Source organism: Cohnella cellulosilytica (assembly GCF_042431195.1).
Taxonomy (GTDB): domain Bacteria; phylum Bacillota; class Bacilli; order Paenibacillales; family Paenibacillaceae; genus Cohnella; species Cohnella cellulosilytica.
This window is the reverse complement of sequence record NZ_JBHMDN010000023.1, coordinates 21,938-37,956: the sequence shown is the minus strand read 5'-3', so window position 1 is coordinate 37,956 and position 16,019 is coordinate 21,938. Positions and strand designations below refer to the sequence as shown.

Annotated in this window: 12 protein-coding genes; 4 read left to right on the top strand and 8 right to left on the bottom strand. The window is 58.6% G+C overall.

Annotated elements, in window-relative coordinates:
- Positions 1-179 precede the first annotated feature (179 nt).
- The 5 genes from ACFFT4_RS18160 to ACFFT4_RS18140 form a co-directional block, all read right to left on the bottom strand.
- Entirely contained in the window at positions 180-896 is a 717-nt protein-coding gene (locus ACFFT4_RS18160; RefSeq protein ID WP_378050033.1) for an MgtC/SapB family protein, read from the bottom strand.
- A gap of 72 nt (positions 897-968) precedes the next feature.
- Entirely contained in the window at positions 969-1,757 is a 789-nt protein-coding gene (locus ACFFT4_RS18155) for an inositol monophosphatase family protein (protein ID WP_378050032.1), read from the bottom strand.
- Between the two features lie 30 nt (positions 1,758-1,787).
- A complete protein-coding gene (locus ACFFT4_RS18150; protein ID WP_378050031.1) occupies positions 1,788-3,905 on the bottom strand; it encodes a DNRLRE domain-containing protein in 2,118 nt (705 codons plus the stop codon).
- Positions 3,906-3,987: 82 nt separating this feature from the next.
- The gene (locus ACFFT4_RS18145; protein ID WP_378050030.1) at positions 3,988-4,830 is read right to left on the bottom strand and encodes a response regulator transcription factor; all 843 of its coding nucleotides are present in this window, start codon (positions 4,828-4,830) and stop codon (positions 3,988-3,990) included.
- On the bottom strand, positions 4,805-6,640 hold the full coding sequence (locus ACFFT4_RS18140; RefSeq protein WP_378050029.1) for a cache domain-containing sensor histidine kinase: 1,836 nt from the start codon (positions 6,638-6,640) through the stop codon (positions 4,805-4,807). Before ACFFT4_RS18140 ends, ACFFT4_RS18145 begins: the two co-directional genes overlap by 26 nt.
- Before the next feature lie 190 nt (positions 6,641-6,830).
- Here ACFFT4_RS18140 and ACFFT4_RS18135 point away from each other — a divergent pair, with 190 nt between their 5' ends.
- From ACFFT4_RS18135 to ACFFT4_RS18120, 4 genes are all read left to right on the top strand, one after another.
- Positions 6,831-8,171, top strand: a complete 1,341-nt coding sequence (locus ACFFT4_RS18135; RefSeq protein ID WP_378050028.1) for an ABC transporter substrate-binding protein — start codon at positions 6,831-6,833, stop codon at positions 8,169-8,171.
- A gap of 75 nt (positions 8,172-8,246) precedes the next feature.
- Positions 8,247-9,128, top strand: coding sequence for a carbohydrate ABC transporter permease (locus tag ACFFT4_RS18130; RefSeq protein WP_378050027.1), 882 nt, complete (start codon positions 8,247-8,249; stop codon positions 9,126-9,128).
- A gap of 22 nt (positions 9,129-9,150) precedes the next feature.
- Entirely contained in the window at positions 9,151-9,966 is an 816-nt protein-coding gene (locus ACFFT4_RS18125; RefSeq protein ID WP_378050025.1) for a carbohydrate ABC transporter permease, read from the top strand.
- Between the two features lie 11 nt (positions 9,967-9,977).
- Positions 9,978-10,814 (top strand): sugar phosphate isomerase/epimerase family protein, encoded by an 837-nt coding sequence (locus ACFFT4_RS18120; protein WP_378050023.1) that lies wholly within the window; start codon positions 9,978-9,980, stop codon positions 10,812-10,814.
- Between the two features lie 259 nt (positions 10,815-11,073).
- Here ACFFT4_RS18120 and ACFFT4_RS18115 read toward each other — a convergent pair whose 3' ends face one another.
- From ACFFT4_RS18115 to ACFFT4_RS18105, 3 genes are read right to left on the bottom strand one after another with little or no spacing between them, the layout of a single operon-like run.
- Complete coding sequence (locus tag ACFFT4_RS18115) at positions 11,074-14,232, bottom strand: glycosyl hydrolase (RefSeq protein WP_378050021.1); 3,159 nt, start codon at positions 14,230-14,232, stop codon at positions 11,074-11,076.
- Between the two features lie 30 nt (positions 14,233-14,262).
- Positions 14,263-15,093: a carbohydrate ABC transporter permease gene (locus ACFFT4_RS18110; RefSeq protein ID WP_378050019.1), complete on the bottom strand. Its 831-nt coding sequence runs from the start codon at positions 15,091-15,093 to the stop codon at positions 14,263-14,265.
- Complete coding sequence (locus tag ACFFT4_RS18105) at positions 15,090-15,974, bottom strand: carbohydrate ABC transporter permease (RefSeq protein WP_378050017.1); 885 nt, start codon at positions 15,972-15,974, stop codon at positions 15,090-15,092. Before ACFFT4_RS18105 ends, ACFFT4_RS18110 begins: the two co-directional genes overlap by 4 nt.
- Positions 15,975-16,019: the final 45 nt, after the last annotated feature.

The following is a 16,019-nucleotide window of genomic DNA, read 5'->3' as shown; positions in this document are numbered from 1 at the left end:
AGACAAGAGACATGCGGCACCGCCTTCGTCGTTATTTCTTCTAACTCTCCAATATTTTACCAATAATTGAAGAATTCGACGAGTGACGGCGGTATTCCTCTCGCCGGGTGTTGGATGAACGGGTTATATCGATCGCCGACCCTGTTGCCGTATCGGGAAAATAAGCCTATTCCTGTTCGTTAGATCGTCTCCACCCTGACCGAAATGACATCCTTCATTTTTTTGGAGTCCATGTAGATTTGCGCGGCGTGCGTTTTTTCGTCCACTCTGGCTTCGATGTCCAGTTGGTAGCAGGTTTCCTGCGCCAGATCGCCGATCCGCATCTGCTTGATCGTAATGTTCCGGTCCTGCAGCTGCCGGATCATATCCGTCATGCTCGTCGACTTGAGGACAACAAGCTCCAGCAGCATTTCCTTCCGCCGCAGCGACCGGGGACCGAATCGCCGGATAAGCGCCGGAATCAGCTTAATGCTGACGAACAAAAAGGCGATCGCGGCCAGCGACTCTCCTATAAATCCGGCGCCGACGGCCACCCCCATCGCCGAGGCTACCCATACCATCGCAGCTGTCGTCAGGCCGCTGATCACGTCGTGATGCCGCTTGAGGATGACTCCGGCTCCCAGAAATCCGACACCGGTTACGATCTGCGCGGCCAGACGCATCGGGTCCATCATGACGCCGTTGATTTTAGGAAATTCATACGCGGCGTGAATCGATACGATCGTCAATACGCAGCTGGCCAACGTAATGACGAGGCTTGTCTTCAAACCGGCCGGCTTCCTCTTCAGCTCCCGCTCCATGCCCAGCACCAGTCCGAGCAGCATGGCAACGGCCAGCTTAATCCACACCTCCGCATCGACTCCGTATTCCATTATGAAGTTCAGGATGACGTCCACTGCATTCGCACTCCTTCGTTGACGACAGAGAGTTTCCCGCCCGGACAGCCGGACGAGAAACTCTCTTGCCCGTTACTTCTGCTTTAACAGGCTTACGATTTCGGGCAGGACGGCAGGAGAGGCGGCTACGACCGGGCCATCGTACGTCCAGGGTATGTCGCGGCCGGACCAATCCGCGAACCGACATCCCAGCTCCTCCAGCACAACCCGCGAAGCCGCATAGTCGTAGGCTTTAATATCGTGGTGCACGTATGCGCCCAATCGGCCTCTGGCCATCTCGCACAGCTCGATCGTACTGGCCCCGTACACCCGTATGCCTCTTGCGGCGGCGATCAGCTGTCGATATGCGGCCCAGTCCTCGGTCTCCGCGATCCGGTTCCAGGGGAAGGTAACGGCCAGCAGTTCGTTCTTCAGCCGCCCGCCGGACGGCAGACGTTCGAGTCGACTGCCGTTCAAGTATGCACCTTCGCCGCGATAGGCGCAAAACCATTCATCGTTCATCACGGCGTTGACGATGCCGAACGTGCCGCCGCTTCGCTCCACGAAAGCGACGGAAATCGCAAAGTCCCGCTTCCGGTTAATCAGGTTGGTCGTTCCGTCGACCGGGTCGATAATCCATATGTTCTCGGAATCCGAGCTTCGCTGATCCATCTTCTCTTCCCCGATAATCCGGTGTTCCGGATAATCAACGCGAATTTTCTCGACCAGAAACCGCTCCACCTGCTCGTCGATGACCGTCACGAGATCGGAATGACTCAGCTTGGCTCGGACGTCGAGCTCTCGGCCCAGAAATTCTTTGACCAACTCTCCCGCCTCGGCGACCCAGCTTGCAGCGCGCTCGTACACTTCGCTGTTGAACAAAAACTACCCCTCCACTCCTGATGTCGGCCGCTACGGCAAGCGATACGTAATGACGAGACTCGGCCGGCTTTCCTCGTCGGAATATTCGGAGGAGGCGAAATCTTTCGCTCCCGGGGAGAGCACGACGGGGTCCTCGAGCAGCACGACACCGTAGTTCGCCTTACCGCCGCCGAGCCATGCCTGAACGAGATCGGTCACGTTAAAGGTGTACCAGCCGTTCCGGACATTGTGAATCGTCCGCTTGTCCAGCGACACGCTTCCATATGCGGGCCTGTTGTTCCAGGATACACCGGAAACCGCTTCCCCGTCGATGCCCGTTCCCGTTCCTTCTTCCCAGGCTTCAAGCACCTCTCGCAGGTTAACGGTCTTGCCGGCCATGCCATTGCGCGTTCCGATCAGCTTGATGCGCAATTGGGCGCTGGTGACGATCGCATCGGACGGAATCGACGCAGGCAGACCGAACCGGAGCAGGGCGTGTTTCTCGTCCTCCGCCGTCCCGCGATACGTGGTCGCCTCGAACAGCTCATGGCCTCCGGTGTTGCGTCCGGAGTAAGTGCTGTATTCGAGAATATGCGCATCTGCAGCCTCGCTGTAGCCCGCACCTTGACGGAGCGATACCGTTGCTGTCTCATAGGGGCTCGCCGCCTCGATCGCAACGCGATCGAACGTCGAGATACCAAGCGCTGCGGCATTGTGAGAGGTCGCCGCCAGGCCGACGTACACGGCGCTGTTCATCGGAAGGGCGACCGGGCTTCCGATCTGCGTCCACGATACGCCGTCCGCAGACTTGTAGCCGGTGAACGTGTCGCCGCTGCGCACCAGCTTCACGAATTCGGACACGCCGCCGGGAACGGAGTCGTAATACCCCGTCGTATTGGACAAATTCTGCCCGGTTGAGACGCGGCGCTGAAAGCTGATGCCATTGGACGGCGTCACGACGACATCGGCAAATTTGCTGTCGGCGTCCAGCGTCTCCCGAATCATGACGCCCGCTTTGGCCCAGCCGTTCGTGGCGTCCTGATGCAGCACCCGCGCGACGATCGTGACATCGCCTTCGACGGGCTGATAGACATAATGAAACTCGTCTGCCGCCGTCCAGATGTCGTACCCTGCCGCGGAAAGAGTAAATTGCCCGTCGCGATATCCCGAGCTGCCCGTCAGGGCGACGGCTCCGACATCCCGGGGCGCCCATCCGGCCAGCAGCGGCTCGCGCAAGTTCAAGTAATTGATCAGCTCGCGGGAATAATCGGTCTGGATGATCGTCGCGCCCTTATTGATCACCCAGCCCCAGCCGCTCTCGGGATCGATCAGCGAGCCGGCGTCGGTATGATTGGCCGCGAGGGACGCCCACAGTGTGTTAATCCATATTCGTTTGTTGGCGTTCGATATTTTGTTGACGTTGGCTGGGGCAATGACCGCATCCGACTCGGAGTCGAAGATCAGCTCGTACATGTCCGGCTGCGCTCCCGTCAGCAGCCCGTCCACGATACCGATGTCGGAATCCTGCACGACCGCGGCATAGAGCGGCCTCGGCGACTTCGAATCGAGCCAGGCGTCCACCGTCGAGTTGGGCGCATTGCTCTTGAAGATGCCCTGGTTTTCCGTTCCCGTGCTGACGAGCACGTCCCAAATCTGATCGCGCAGGTCCCAGCCCTTGTCCAGGTTAACCAGTACCTTGCCCTTCATTAGATTCATCGCTTCCGCGAGCGTGGGGACGGTCTCGTTCGTCAGCACCGCCCCGCCGCCGCCCTGGCCCTCCCTCAGCTTCAGCGCTTTGATCTGCGCCAGCGTCTTGCCGCTGACGTTGCCCGTTCCGTTGGTCGTTCGGTCGAGCGACGAATCGTGCATCAGCACAAGTACCCCGTCGGACGTTCTCTGAATATCGATCTCGACGATATCGACGCCCATGTCGATCGCAGCTTGAATGCCTGGCAGCGAATTTTCCGGATAGTTCCGCCAGTCTCCCTTGTGGGAGACGACCATGACCGGGCCGTCAGGGTCCTGCAGCCGATCCAGCAGCTCGCCGACCGACTTGGCGGCAGTCGTCCTCGTACCGATCGCGACGACACCCGTCAGAATGAGCGCCAGAACAAGACCGTATATCCCCGTCCGGCCAACAATATAACGACGCAAGCTAACCAAGCTCATCATCCTTCCTCCCTGATCTTTGCCATTGGAGCAGCATCCGGGCAGCGCTTACATCATGCGGCCAAGAGCTGCACACCAATTACTATAGAGGCTGGGAGGCTTCGAAAGAAACCCTCTCATCTTCAGGTTTGGTTCGAATTATTACGGACTCGTCGATGTCTGTCGATACAGTCTCCTCCCGATATTGAATCGCCGTCGTTCCGACCTTCTGCTTGAAGATAAGCATAAAATGCTTCGGACTTTGGAACCCGGACAGCCGGGCCACCTCGTAAATTTTCAGCTGCGTGGTCGACAGCAGCTGCTTGGACCTGGCGATCCGCACTTCGGCAATATACTCGGAGAGGTTCAACTCGGCTTCCTTTTTGAATAATTGACACAGATAAGTCGCGCTGAGATGGACGTGGTCCGCGAGCACCTGCAGCCTAAGATCGCCGGATGTATGCTCGTGGATGTATTCTTTGACTTTGCGAATAATAGAAGAATTTTTCTTCTCGCCGGCCGGCTCGTTCTCCGTCGCCGCCGGGCTGTGCGCCGGTTCCGGGAAGGCTGTCTCCCCCTTCTTCACCTTACCTCTCACCCGCTGCAGGCTGGCGATCAGCTCGATCCGGTCGATCGGCTTGAGCAAATAATCCTGAACGTTGTAACGAAGCGCCTGCTGGGCGTATTCAAATTCGCCGTATCCGCTAATGACGATGACGGGCAGCTGCGGATAAAGCACTCTGGCTCTGGCGATCAGCGTCAGCCCGTCCATCTCCTGCATCCGAATGTCGGTAACCAGGCAATCCGGCAGCGAGCTGCGCATATACGCCAACGCCTCTTTCCCGTTCCGGGCCTGCTTTACGATGCGGAACCCGGACACCTGCTCCACCAGCTTAACGATGCCGTCGCGAATTACCGCTTCATCCTCGACCAGCAAAATGTTCATCTTTCTTCATGTCCCCCTTGTCGTATGGAATCGTCAGCGTAAAAGACGCGCCTTGTCCTTCGCTGCCGTCAATGTCGATCGCGTACTCCTTGCCGAACATCAGCAGCATTCTGTCATTAATGTTTTTCAGCGCCAATCCGCGCTTGGCTCCTTCCGGCGAAACGGCCGGCAGCAGCAACGAACGCTTGAGCGTCTCGATCTCCGCTCCGGACAACCCTTTCCCGTCGTCGCTGACAATTAGCAGGATGTCCCGCTCGAACCGCGCCGCCGTCACCCATACGGTCCCGCCCTCTCCATGCTCGTCCAGCCCGTGATAGATCGCATTTTCCACCAACGGCTGCAGCAGCAGCTTGGGAATGCACACATCCAACAGCTCTTCCTCCACCTCGAAAATGACGTTCAGCCGGTCACCGTAACGGATTTTCTGGATTTTCACATAGGATTGCAGCGATTCCAGCTCGTCCCGCAGCGTCACTCTGCGATCCTGCTTGTCCACGCTGTAGCGAAGCAGATTGCCCAGGGCGGACACCATGTCGGAGACGTCGTAGGCCTGATGGCGAACGGCCATCATATTGATCGACTCCAGCGTATTGTAGATAAAATGCGGGTTGATGCGGGAGAGCAACGCCGCAAGCTCGGCTTCCTTCTCCTTCAGTCCGATGGCGTACACCTCGTTGATCAGCCGTTCGATCTCGTCCGTCATGCGGTTGAAGCCTCGTGCCAGCTGGCCGATCTCGTCGTCGGACAAGGCGGGTACGGCTACTCTGAGGTTGAACTTGCCCTGCTCGACGAGTCGCATTTTGTTCCTCATCAGCTTCAGCGGCTTGCTCAGCCGATGCGAGAAAAACAAAGCGAGCAGACCCGAGCAGAACAGACAAATGAGAGCGATTACAAATGTGAAGTTGCGCAAGGCGATCGATTTGCCGAGCAGCACGTTTAGCGGAATCATGCTGATCACCCGCAGGCCGAGAAATTCGGAATGGTTGGCGATGATCAGGTACGGCTCCCCGTCCATGCTCATTCGCGTCTTGATGCTGCGCGCGGGCAGCGACCGCACGACCTGCTCGTACATCCGGTACGGCCGTTCGATGTTTTGCTCGTAATACAATTCGTGCCGGTCGTTGACAACGACCAGATATCCCAGCTCCCCGGCCTGATAGTTGGCCGTAATGTTCCGGAACAATTCGGCCCGCAAATCCAGCTTGATCATGCCCAGCAGCCGGGTTGAGCTGGGCTCGCGAATCAGCTTGGCGATGGATACGTACTGCTCCGGAGAATTGTCGTGCAAATAGTTCGGCTTGTGCTGCGGCAGGGTAACCCATTTGCCGTCCGCCTGCCTGACCCGCTCGTACCACGGCTCCTCGTCGTACCGAATAAAAGCGTCAACAATGTACGGATCCATATTCGTGAAAATGTAGCCGTTGTTGGCGACAATCTGAATGCCGCGAATTTCCGGTTTGTAGAAGGTGGAGCCGGCGATATGCCGGAACATGCGGTTCTTCTCTTCGGTCGACGGCTCAATGCCGGCGTATTCGGGCAAGGCATACTTCTCCAGCAGCGCGAGCACGTCTTCATTGTACAGCGGCAGCAACGACAGGCTCTGCATCTCCTCCTTGAGCTTCTGTTCGAGGCTCGTATTGATCTGCCGGACGATACGCTCCACATAGTCGATCGTCTTCTGTTCCAGCGCGCGGGAAAAATCGGTGTACGTCACATATCCCTGTATACTGAGAGGGATAGCGATCAGCATCAGAAAAACGATCAGCATCTTCTGGCTCAAATTCATGGAAGACCATCGCAAACGATTCAATGCCTGCCTCCCGCTTCGTCGGAATAATAACTACAGCTAGAATATATCACAGAACCGCCGCGCCGGAAGCAACAATGATTAACGTTCCTAATAATTCGAACTAAACCTGAAGATGAGAGGATTTCGACAGCCGAAACGAATGCTCTACACTACGGAGGTAGCCACTAACCGAAAGGGGAAATCCACTAAAATGATAGCGCATCTCAAACCGCTGCTCGCCCTGCTGCTCATCGCCGGCACGATCGCGGGCTGCTCGACCTCCGCTCCGGAGGAAGGCGGTTCGCCCTCCCAGCCCGCAGCCGGAACGGCAGCCGCAGACACGGACGACGAGAAGATCGAGCTGACGTTCTACTACCCGGTCCAGGTCGGCGGCCCCTTGACCGCGACGATCGAAGCGATGTCCGCGGAATTCACCCGACAGAACCCCAATATTACCGTTAAGGCCGTCTACACCGGGAATTACGCCGACACCGGCGTCAAGACGCAGGCGGCCGTGCAGGGGGGCAATCCTCCGGACGTCGCCGTCATGCTGGCCAACGAGCTGTTCACTCTCATGGATATGGACGCCGTTATCCCTCTGGACGACTTTATCGCCCGCGATGCGGACGAATCGTTCCTGCCGGACTTCTTCCCCGCCTTCATGGCGAACGCGCAGACGGGGGGCCAAACCTACAGCATCCCTTTCCAGCGGAGTACGGTCGTTCTGTATTACAACAAGGACGCTTTCCGGGATGCCGGTCTCGATCCCGAGAAGCCGCCGACGACGTGGGACGAGCTGACGGAAATGGCCGTGCGGCTGACGAAGCCGGGACAATGGGGCATCGAAATTCCTCAGAACGGAACGACGACGGCCACCTGGCTATTCCAGACGTTCGCGCTGCAGAACGGCAAAAACGTCATGACCGCCGACGGCAAGCAGGCGATCTTCAATACCCCGGAGAACGTCGAAGCGCTGCAATTCTGGGTCGATCTGTCGCAAAAGCATAAGGCGATGCCCGAAGGCATTCTCGATTGGGCGACGACGCCGTCCGACTTCATCCAGGGCAAAACGGCGATGATGTACCATACGTCGGGCAATCTGGCCAATGTGAAGGCGAACGCAGGCTTCGACTTCGGCGTCAGCTTCCTGCCTGCGAAGCAGCAATACGGCTCGCCTACCGGCGGCGGAAATCTCTACATTTTCAAAGGAATTCCCGAGAAAAACCAGCAGGCCGCCTGGAAGTTCATCAAGTTTTTGACCGAGCCCGAGCGCGCGGCCCAGTGGAGCATCGACACCGGCTATGTCGCCGTTCGAGAATCCGCTTACGAGACGGAGCAAATGAAAGCCTACACCGCGGATTTCCCGGAAGCTCTGGTCGCCAAAGACCAGCTGCCCTATGCGGACAGCGAGCTGGCCACGCACAACGTGGGAAGAGTCGTCAAGGCGCTGAGCGATGCGATCCAGCGGGCCGTTACCGGGAACGCGACTCCCGCCGAAGCGTTAAAGGCCGCACAGGAAGAAGCCGATAAAGCGCTCGTTCCGTTTCAATAAGCGACGACCGGGGGAATCGTCATCGATGATTCCCCCGCTTGTCTCCCCCAACAGCTATACGAGGAGAGATGGCCGGTGTTACGTGCAAAAGCATGGAAGGACAACAGCTTCGCCTGGCTGTTGCTGCTCCCGTCGCTCGTGTTTCTGATCTTGTTTACGTTCTACCCGATCGGCAAAACCGTTGTCCTGAGCTTCCAGCAGGCCGATCTGGCGATTCGGAACCCGGTGTTTACCGGGTTGGACAATTATCGCTCGTTGTCGGAAGACTCCGTCTTCTGGAAGGTGATGGGCAACAATCTGTGGTTCGCGCTCGGCACGATTCCGACCTCTATCGCACTGGCGCTGGCGATGGCCGTATTCGCCAACAAGGCGCTGCGCGGCAAAGGATTCGTCCGAACGGCGTTCTTCTATCCGAACGTCATTCCGATGATTGCGATCGCCAACGTCTGGCTGTTCATCTACACGCCGCAGTACGGCCTGCTCAGCAGAGCGCTGCAGGCCGTGGAAATGGGGCATCTGAACTGGCTCGGCAACCCCGCCCTGGTCATGTGGGCGATGATCGTCATGATCGTATGGCGGGAAGCGGGCTATTTTATGATTTTCTACTTGGCGGGATTGCAGAACGTCTCCCGGGAGCTCTACGAAGCAGCCGATATGGACGGGGCCCGGCCGTGGCTCGTGTTCCGCAAAATCACCTTCCCGCTGCTTATGCCGACGACGCTGTTCGTCATGATCGTTGCGCTGACCAATTCCTTCAAGCTCGTCGACCATCTGTTCGTCATGACGAAGGGCGGCCCGGACAATGCCAGCAGCCTGCTTCTCTACTATATTTATGAGCAGGCGTTCGCGTATTGGGATTTGGGTAAGGCTTCGACACTGACTGTCGTTATGATCGCGGTGCTGCTCGCGATCTCCGCCGTTCAATTTTTCTGGATGGATCGCAAAATTCACTACTGACGCAAGGAGGAACCCGTCTCGCATGGCAAAGCGCATTCCCAAACTGGCCGTCCAAGGCGTCATGTACGCCATGGCCGTTCTCTGGCTGATCCCGCTGCTGTGGGTCGTCTACATGTCCATCCGTCCGAAAGCGCTCGCCCTCTCCCCCCGGTTCAGCTTCGAGTTTACGCTCGACAACTTCCGGAACGTCTGGCAGGGCGCTCCTTTCTCCATCTATTTCGCGAATACGATTCTGATCGTGCTGGGCGTGCTGGCCGTTCAGATCTTTACGGTTACGCTGGCCGCTTACGCGTTCGCCAGATTGCGGTTCTGGGGAAAGTCGCTGTTCTTCACCTTGTTTCTGATGCAAATCATGATTCCCAACGACGTGCTGATCTTCCCCAACTATGCGATTTTGCGGGAGCTGTCCTTGCTCGACACCCGGACGGGAATTATGATTCCCTATTTCGCTTCCGCCTTCGGCGTGTTTCTGCTGCGGCAGTTTTTCAAGTCGATTCCGCCGGAGCTGGAGGAGGCGGCCACGGTAGAGGGACATTCCAAATGGGGAATTCTGTGGAAAATCTATTTTCCGCTGGGCAAGTCGGCCTATATCTCGTTCGCGCTCGTCTCGGTCAGCTACCATTGGAACAACTTCCTGTGGCCGCTGATCGTCACCAATTCGGTCGAGAAGCGGCCGCTGACCGTCGGCTTGTCTCTATTCGCCTCCTCGTCCGAGACGGGAGCGCAATGGTCCGAGGTGACGGCGGCGACGCTCATTGTCGCGGCACCTCTGCTGATCGGCTTTTTCTTCTTTCAGAGACAGTTTATCAGCAGCTTCATGCAATCGGGAATTAAATAGGAGGAGGAGCAATGAACGATTACAGGGATTATTCGATCTCGACTTTCTCGCTGATCGGGCTGCCGCTGAAAGACGCGCTGCTCGAGCTTGTAGAGAAGGGCTGGCGGAGCATCGAACTGATGTGCGAGGATCGTCATCGGGAGCTGCTGTTCTGGTCCAACCGGGAGCTGGGGCTGCTGAAGGAATTAGGCGAGTCGCACGGCATAGAATGGACACTGCACGCTCCGATTCACGGCCTGAATCCCGGCGCGCTGGCGGTCCGGGAGATCGAAGAAAGCAAAAGGCTGCTGCTGCGGGCGGCGGATATCGCCTCCCGTCTGGACTGCCGCTACGTCGTGCTTCATTGCGGCCTGCTCCCTCCGGAGAGTGACGACGCGGATTCGGAGCTGCGGGAACGGGAGGCGCTGCGCCGCTGCATTGCGTTCCTGCGGGAGATTCTGGCTCGAACCGAGCGGCAGGGAATCCGCTTCGCGCTGGAGAATGTCCCTCCGTATCCCGACACGCTCGGATCGAAGGTCGACTTTATTCTTGAAATTACAGAGGCCGTCGGCGATCCGAGGCTGCGCATCGTATTCGACGTCGCGCACGCTCACCTGCTCGGCGAAGGCCGCTGCGTCGGCGAGCTACAGAAGGTGCTGCCGCAGCTAGTCGGCTTGCATATCAACGACAATCCGGGAGACTCCGACAGCCACCTCGCCGTCGGAGACGGCAGCATTCCGTTCCCGACCGTCGTCAAGCTTGTCGAGGACAGCGGCCTCCCGGTCAACTGGACGCTGGAGACGTGCCGACCTGACTACGCCGACCAGTCGGCGGCCCGGCTCCGAAGCTTGAGGGGGATGCTTGGGTAGGCAGGCCGTTATCCAAGCGAGGGAACTGCACCTCCGTTTTCGATGCGGGCGACGGACATCCAGCTTTCCATCCTCCTCTGAGCGACGGCTACTTCCTGCGAGGGAGATTTCTTCCCGGACGCAGCTCCCATATCTCGCTGGAAACCCGCTTTGTAAACTTCTCGCGGCCCTTGTACTGCGTTACTTTAGTCAAGAAAGGAACGAGAAAACAGCCGCCCCTGCGAGGGCGGCTGTCTCCGTACGGGCGTCGTTCGCCCGGTCAATCGCTCACGACGGCAAAGCCGTCCCGCAAGCCGTAGCCGATCAGATCGTAAGCGTCGGCGGAAGGCTGACCGACCTTGGGGCCGTTCTTCCAAAACTTCGGCCAGGCGACCTTGCGCGGACGGTCGGGATCGTGATGGGGGCCGAACAGGTTTTTGAAGCTGCCGCTGATCCGCACCTCCACGAGATTGCCGCCCGGACGCACGAGCGAAGTGATCTCCACCTGTTCCGAATGCTGCCGCCAGACCAGTCCGGCGCGCTCGCCGTTGACGAGCACCGCCGCGCAGGTTCCTTCCCATTCGCCGAGCCGCACCCACAGACGCTTGTCCGTCCGGTCGAGCCGAATGACGCGTTCGTAGCTCATCGCCTGTCCGTAGAACGGATACCCTTGCTTTGTCCAGTCGCCCGGCCGCAGCTCGCGGGAAGCGCCGAGCAGCCATTGTCCCCCGGATGCGTATACTCCGAAATCGCCCTGCAGCACGACCGGCTCCACCTCCAGCCGGACATCGAACGGGCTGGCCTTCAGTTCGATCGTGTTGTCCCCCGCGACCGCCGCACCGGTCAAATCCGCTACGGCGTAATGGCGATCGAGACGGGACGACCCGCCCGACCATGACACCGGCCGCCCGTTGACCTTCAGCTCGTAATAGCTGCCATGCTCGACCAGCAGCTGCAGCGTCCGCGGCAACCCGCCTTCGGCCACCCGGAACGCATAGCTGACCGTGAACCCCGAAGTCTCGTCGAAGCGGTTGCGGTCGAGAATCCGCCGCTTGAACTGCACGGCGTTGTCCCACGGATTGCATTCGAAGCCGTGGTGCTCGAAGACGAGCTGACAGGCATGCAGCGTCGAAATTTGGCGGTATTCCCGCTTCCCTAGGCGCAGATCGCAATAATCGAGTGGCAGCGTATTCGGACTGTCGGCTCTGACCGTCAGCGACCCCGCTGCCGGAACGGCGACGCTCCCTGTCCCGGAGGCGGTCGGCTCGCATCCGGCCTCCTCCGACCAGAGCGCGTCCGGCCCGGCCGTCACTCGGAGCATTCTTGAACCGTTGGACGGCAGCTCCAGGTCCAGGCACATGCGGCCATCCCTGACCGCCCAAGCGAGCGGCTTCGCCTCGCCGGTCCACAGATCCAGCTCTTCGACGAACGCTCCGGCAAGCGCAACCGGCAGGCACGCCTCCTGGGGAGAGCTGTTCGCGATGAAGATCAGCTCGCTGCCATCGGCCATGACGCGTCGCAAGGAAGCGGTCCCCGAAGGGAGATCGGCCGCTTCGGCGCGCCGCAGCAGACGCGGCTCCAGCGTCCGCTCCAGCTCCCGATGCAGCTCTTCGAAGCCCGGCGCTCTTGCGCACCGGGGCAGCAGCGAACGGATACCGTCGTCCGGCAGCCCGTCCACATAACGGCAAGGCTCCCCTTCGCCGAACAGAATCAGCCTGCCGCCGTTCGCCGCATAGCGCTTCAGCAGCTCCAGCGTCGTCCGCTTCGCGTTCCTCATCGCCGCCGGAACGATCACGACGTCATATTCCCGCTCGGCGACAGCCAGACGGGTCCCGTGCACCCAGGCGTTGCGCTCCAGAATGAACTCGTCGCCCAGATCGAAATCCCAATGCGCGTCGCAAAGCTGCTGAACGCCTTTCACATACCTCTCCATGCCCGGATACGCCGGCATATTGTCCCATTCCCGGATCGTACCCCGCTCGGAAGACGGAAGCTCCAGAAAAATCGAGGTCGTCGGATGCAGCAGCAAAATGCGGTTCTCGGTCCGGCCCTGCGACAAAGAGTAGCTCAGTCGGCCGAAATAATCGTTAAGCTCCGTGAACTCCTCCCACCACGGCTGGCGCCAATCGAACGATTGGGGATGATCGCGTTTCCGCGCGCCGACGATCGTCGAATACGTCAGATGCGGCGTGAAGAAATTAACGCCGTTGACGACCAGCCAATCCCCGATCCGCTTGTAATCCTCGAACGTCGAATCCCATCCGCCGGCCCCGAACGCTTCGCACAGCACCCGCTCCTTCCCGAGCTGGTTGGCCGCGCTGTGCACCTCGCGGATGTTGAGCAGCTGTCCGTCAAAGCCGTCCCGCTCCAGCAGGAACGCCTTGAGCATATCGATGCCCGGCCATTGCATGTACTCGTAGAGCGACATAATCGCCGGAGAGGTTCGTCCCCACGGAATCGGCCACAGATGCTCGAGAAAATGCCCCGTCCAGTTGATGCTGTGCTCCGCGCACCACGCGAAGATCGGCTTGACGAAATTGTTCTCCCACAGCTCTCTGACCGTCGCGTAATAATCGTAGCGAACCTTGGTCGGAGCGACCTCGAAGGCGGCGGCGTCCGTCTCGAAAAACAGGCAGGGCAAATGGTCCTTCAGCTCGTAGCCGTTGCGGCGCTCGAACTCGGCCGCGAACCAGTAGCTGAACGGCAGCGTATACGCGGCGGCCTCGAACAGATTGCCCGGCGAAATTTCCGGCTCGTCGGTGAAAATCGCCGGCACGATAGAGCCGAACTTGTCGCCGATGACGTCGCGATACGCTTCATAGGTCGTCTGCAGGAACAGCTCCGTCACCTCGGGCCGCAGCAGGTCCGTATAAGCAAAGCCGCCCAGCCAGGGATTCGTCTGCGGCTCGCCCGTCTCGAACACCATGAAGCGCTCGCCGTATTCGGGCCACTCCGCCTGCGGCAGATCGGTCACCTCCCGGCCGAGCCGGCAGACGCCGCCCTCCGTTTCCTCGTACGCCCAAGCTCGCACCGGATGTCCGGGGCGATGGATATTCAACGAGCGGAAGGCGGCGCCCGCCGTCAGCTCTTCCGCCGTCAGCCGCCTGGCCTGCACCATGTTGCCCAGACAGTCCGGCAGCTGAGAGGAGACGTGCCCGCCGGCGAAGCCGGACGGATAGGAATTTTCGTCGTACAAATAAATTTTCATGCCGATCCGCTCGGCATGCTCCGTCACGGAACGGCACAGTTCGAACCATTCCTCGGACAAATATTCCGTCACCAGCCCCGGACGCGGGTGGATGAAGGCGCCGCCGAAGCCGTGCGCCCGAAGCTGCTCCAGTTCCCGGAACAGCTCCTCCTTGTCCATCTCGTCGTTCCATATCCACAGCGGGGCGGGACGGTATTGCGACGGCGGATTGCCGAACCTTGCTTTGTCCATGCTCATGCTCCTTCCAGGCGCGGCCCCGGGTTATCCTTTCAACGCTCCGCTGGTCAAGCCGGAGATAATCTGTCTTTGCAGCACCAGGTAGAAAATCGCGGCCGGCAAAATAACGATGACCATCGTCGACAGCATAATCGGCCAATCGTTGGAAAACTCGCCGACCCCTTTGTAGATTTCCAGCACGAGCGTAATTTTGTCCTTGGAGTGCAGGAACAGATAGGCGAACGTAAAGTCGTTCCATACCCACATCGTTTCCAGAATAATAATCGTCACGGTGACCGGCTTCAGCAGCGGGAACACGATTTTCCAGAAAATCTGCCACGGGTTGCAGCCGTCGATCATGCCCGCTTCCTCCAGCTCGCGGGGCACAGTTTTCATAAAGCCGGTGTACAGAAAGAAGGAGAAGATGCAGTTGGCCGCATAGATCAGCATGACGCCGTAAATCGAATCGTTCAGGCCGATGTTGCGGATCGTCACGAACAAAGGAACCATCGTCGTCTGCAGCGGAACCATAAACCCGATCAGGAAGTAGACGAGCACGAGCGACGTCCAGCGGCTGCCGAACCGGGACACGGGATAAGCCGCCATCGACCCCATCAACACCATCAGCGATACCGAGATCAGCGTAATCAGCGAAGTATTTTTAAATGAAGTCCAGAAATTCATCTTGCGGAACGCTTCCGCGTAGTTGTCGAAGCTGACGCTGCTTGGCAGGGCCAGCGGATTGAGCAGCACCTCCGAATTGGTTTTCAGCGTATTGATGATAATGAAGAAAAAAGGAAAGACGATAAACAGCGCAAGTACGATCATGAAAATTTCCAGAGCGAGATAGCGATAGGAATATTTGTCGAGCGTCATCCGTCGAGTCTCTCCTCTCTGCGGCGCATCATCTTCAATTGAAATACGGCGACGACGAAAATAAAGAGGATGAATACGATGGAAAATGCCGACGATTGGCCGACCAAATGATCGTTGATGCCTTTCTCGATGATCAATTGCGTCATCAGCGTCGTGGCGCTGCCGGGACCGCCCTTCGTCAGGGCGAACGGCAGCTCGAACACCTTCAGGCTGTCGATCGTAATGAGCAGCATGCTGATCGTCATCGAAGGAGCCAGCATCGGGAACGTAATCGCGCGGAATCGCTGCCAGCCGTTCGCGCCGTCAATCATCGCCGCCTCGTAGTAGTCCTTCGGAATGCTCTGCAGATTCGCGATGTAAATGCAGCAGTGCCAGCCGGTCAGCCGCCATACCGACACCATGATCAGCGACACCATCGCCATGTCGTAGTCGGACAGCCAGGACACCTTGGCAAGTCCCAGTTGGAGCAGCAGCTGGTTCATAATGCCGCTGCTGCTCGGGTTCAGAATGAACAGCCAGACGTAGCCGATAATGAGCACGCTCGGCACGGACGGGAAGAAGAAGACCGCCCGCAGCAGGTTTCTCGTTTTCAGCCTGCTGTTCAGGGCTATCGCAATCGGAATCGCCAGCAGCGTAATGAGCGCAACGTTGGCTACGGCGAATACCAATGTATTTTTAATGGTTTGGATAATCGCATGGTTGGACGTCAGCGCCGCATAGTTCCTGAAGCCGACGAAGCTGTAGGTCGGGGAAAATCCGTCCCAGTTGGTAAAGGAGTACAAGAAGCTCATCGACAACGGAATAATCCGGATCAGCGTATAGACGAGAAATGCCGGCGCGATGAAAAGCAAGCCGTAAAATAAAGCGTTTTTCGATTTCACCCCGTCCATCCTTTCCTAAAATGGCGGGATAGGAACCGGAGTCCC

Coding starts and splice junctions, on each gene's coding strand:
- ACFFT4_RS18150 (WP_378050031.1), bottom strand. CDS start 3,905: ATGAGCTTGGTTAGCTTGCGTCGTTATATTGTTGGCCGGACGGGGATA.
- ACFFT4_RS18145 (WP_378050030.1), bottom strand. CDS start 4,830: ATGAACATTTTGCTGGTCGAGGATGAAGCGGTAATTCGCGACGGCATC.
- ACFFT4_RS18135 (WP_378050028.1), top strand. CDS start 6,831: ATGATAGCGCATCTCAAACCGCTGCTCGCCCTGCTGCTCATCGCCGGC.
- ACFFT4_RS18125 (WP_378050025.1), top strand. CDS start 9,151: ATGGCAAAGCGCATTCCCAAACTGGCCGTCCAAGGCGTCATGTACGCC.
- ACFFT4_RS18120 (WP_378050023.1), top strand. CDS start 9,978: ATGAACGATTACAGGGATTATTCGATCTCGACTTTCTCGCTGATCGGG.
- ACFFT4_RS18115 (WP_378050021.1), bottom strand. CDS start 14,232: ATGGACAAAGCAAGGTTCGGCAATCCGCCGTCGCAATACCGTCCCGCC.
- ACFFT4_RS18110 (WP_378050019.1), bottom strand. CDS start 15,093: ATGACGCTCGACAAATATTCCTATCGCTATCTCGCTCTGGAAATTTTC.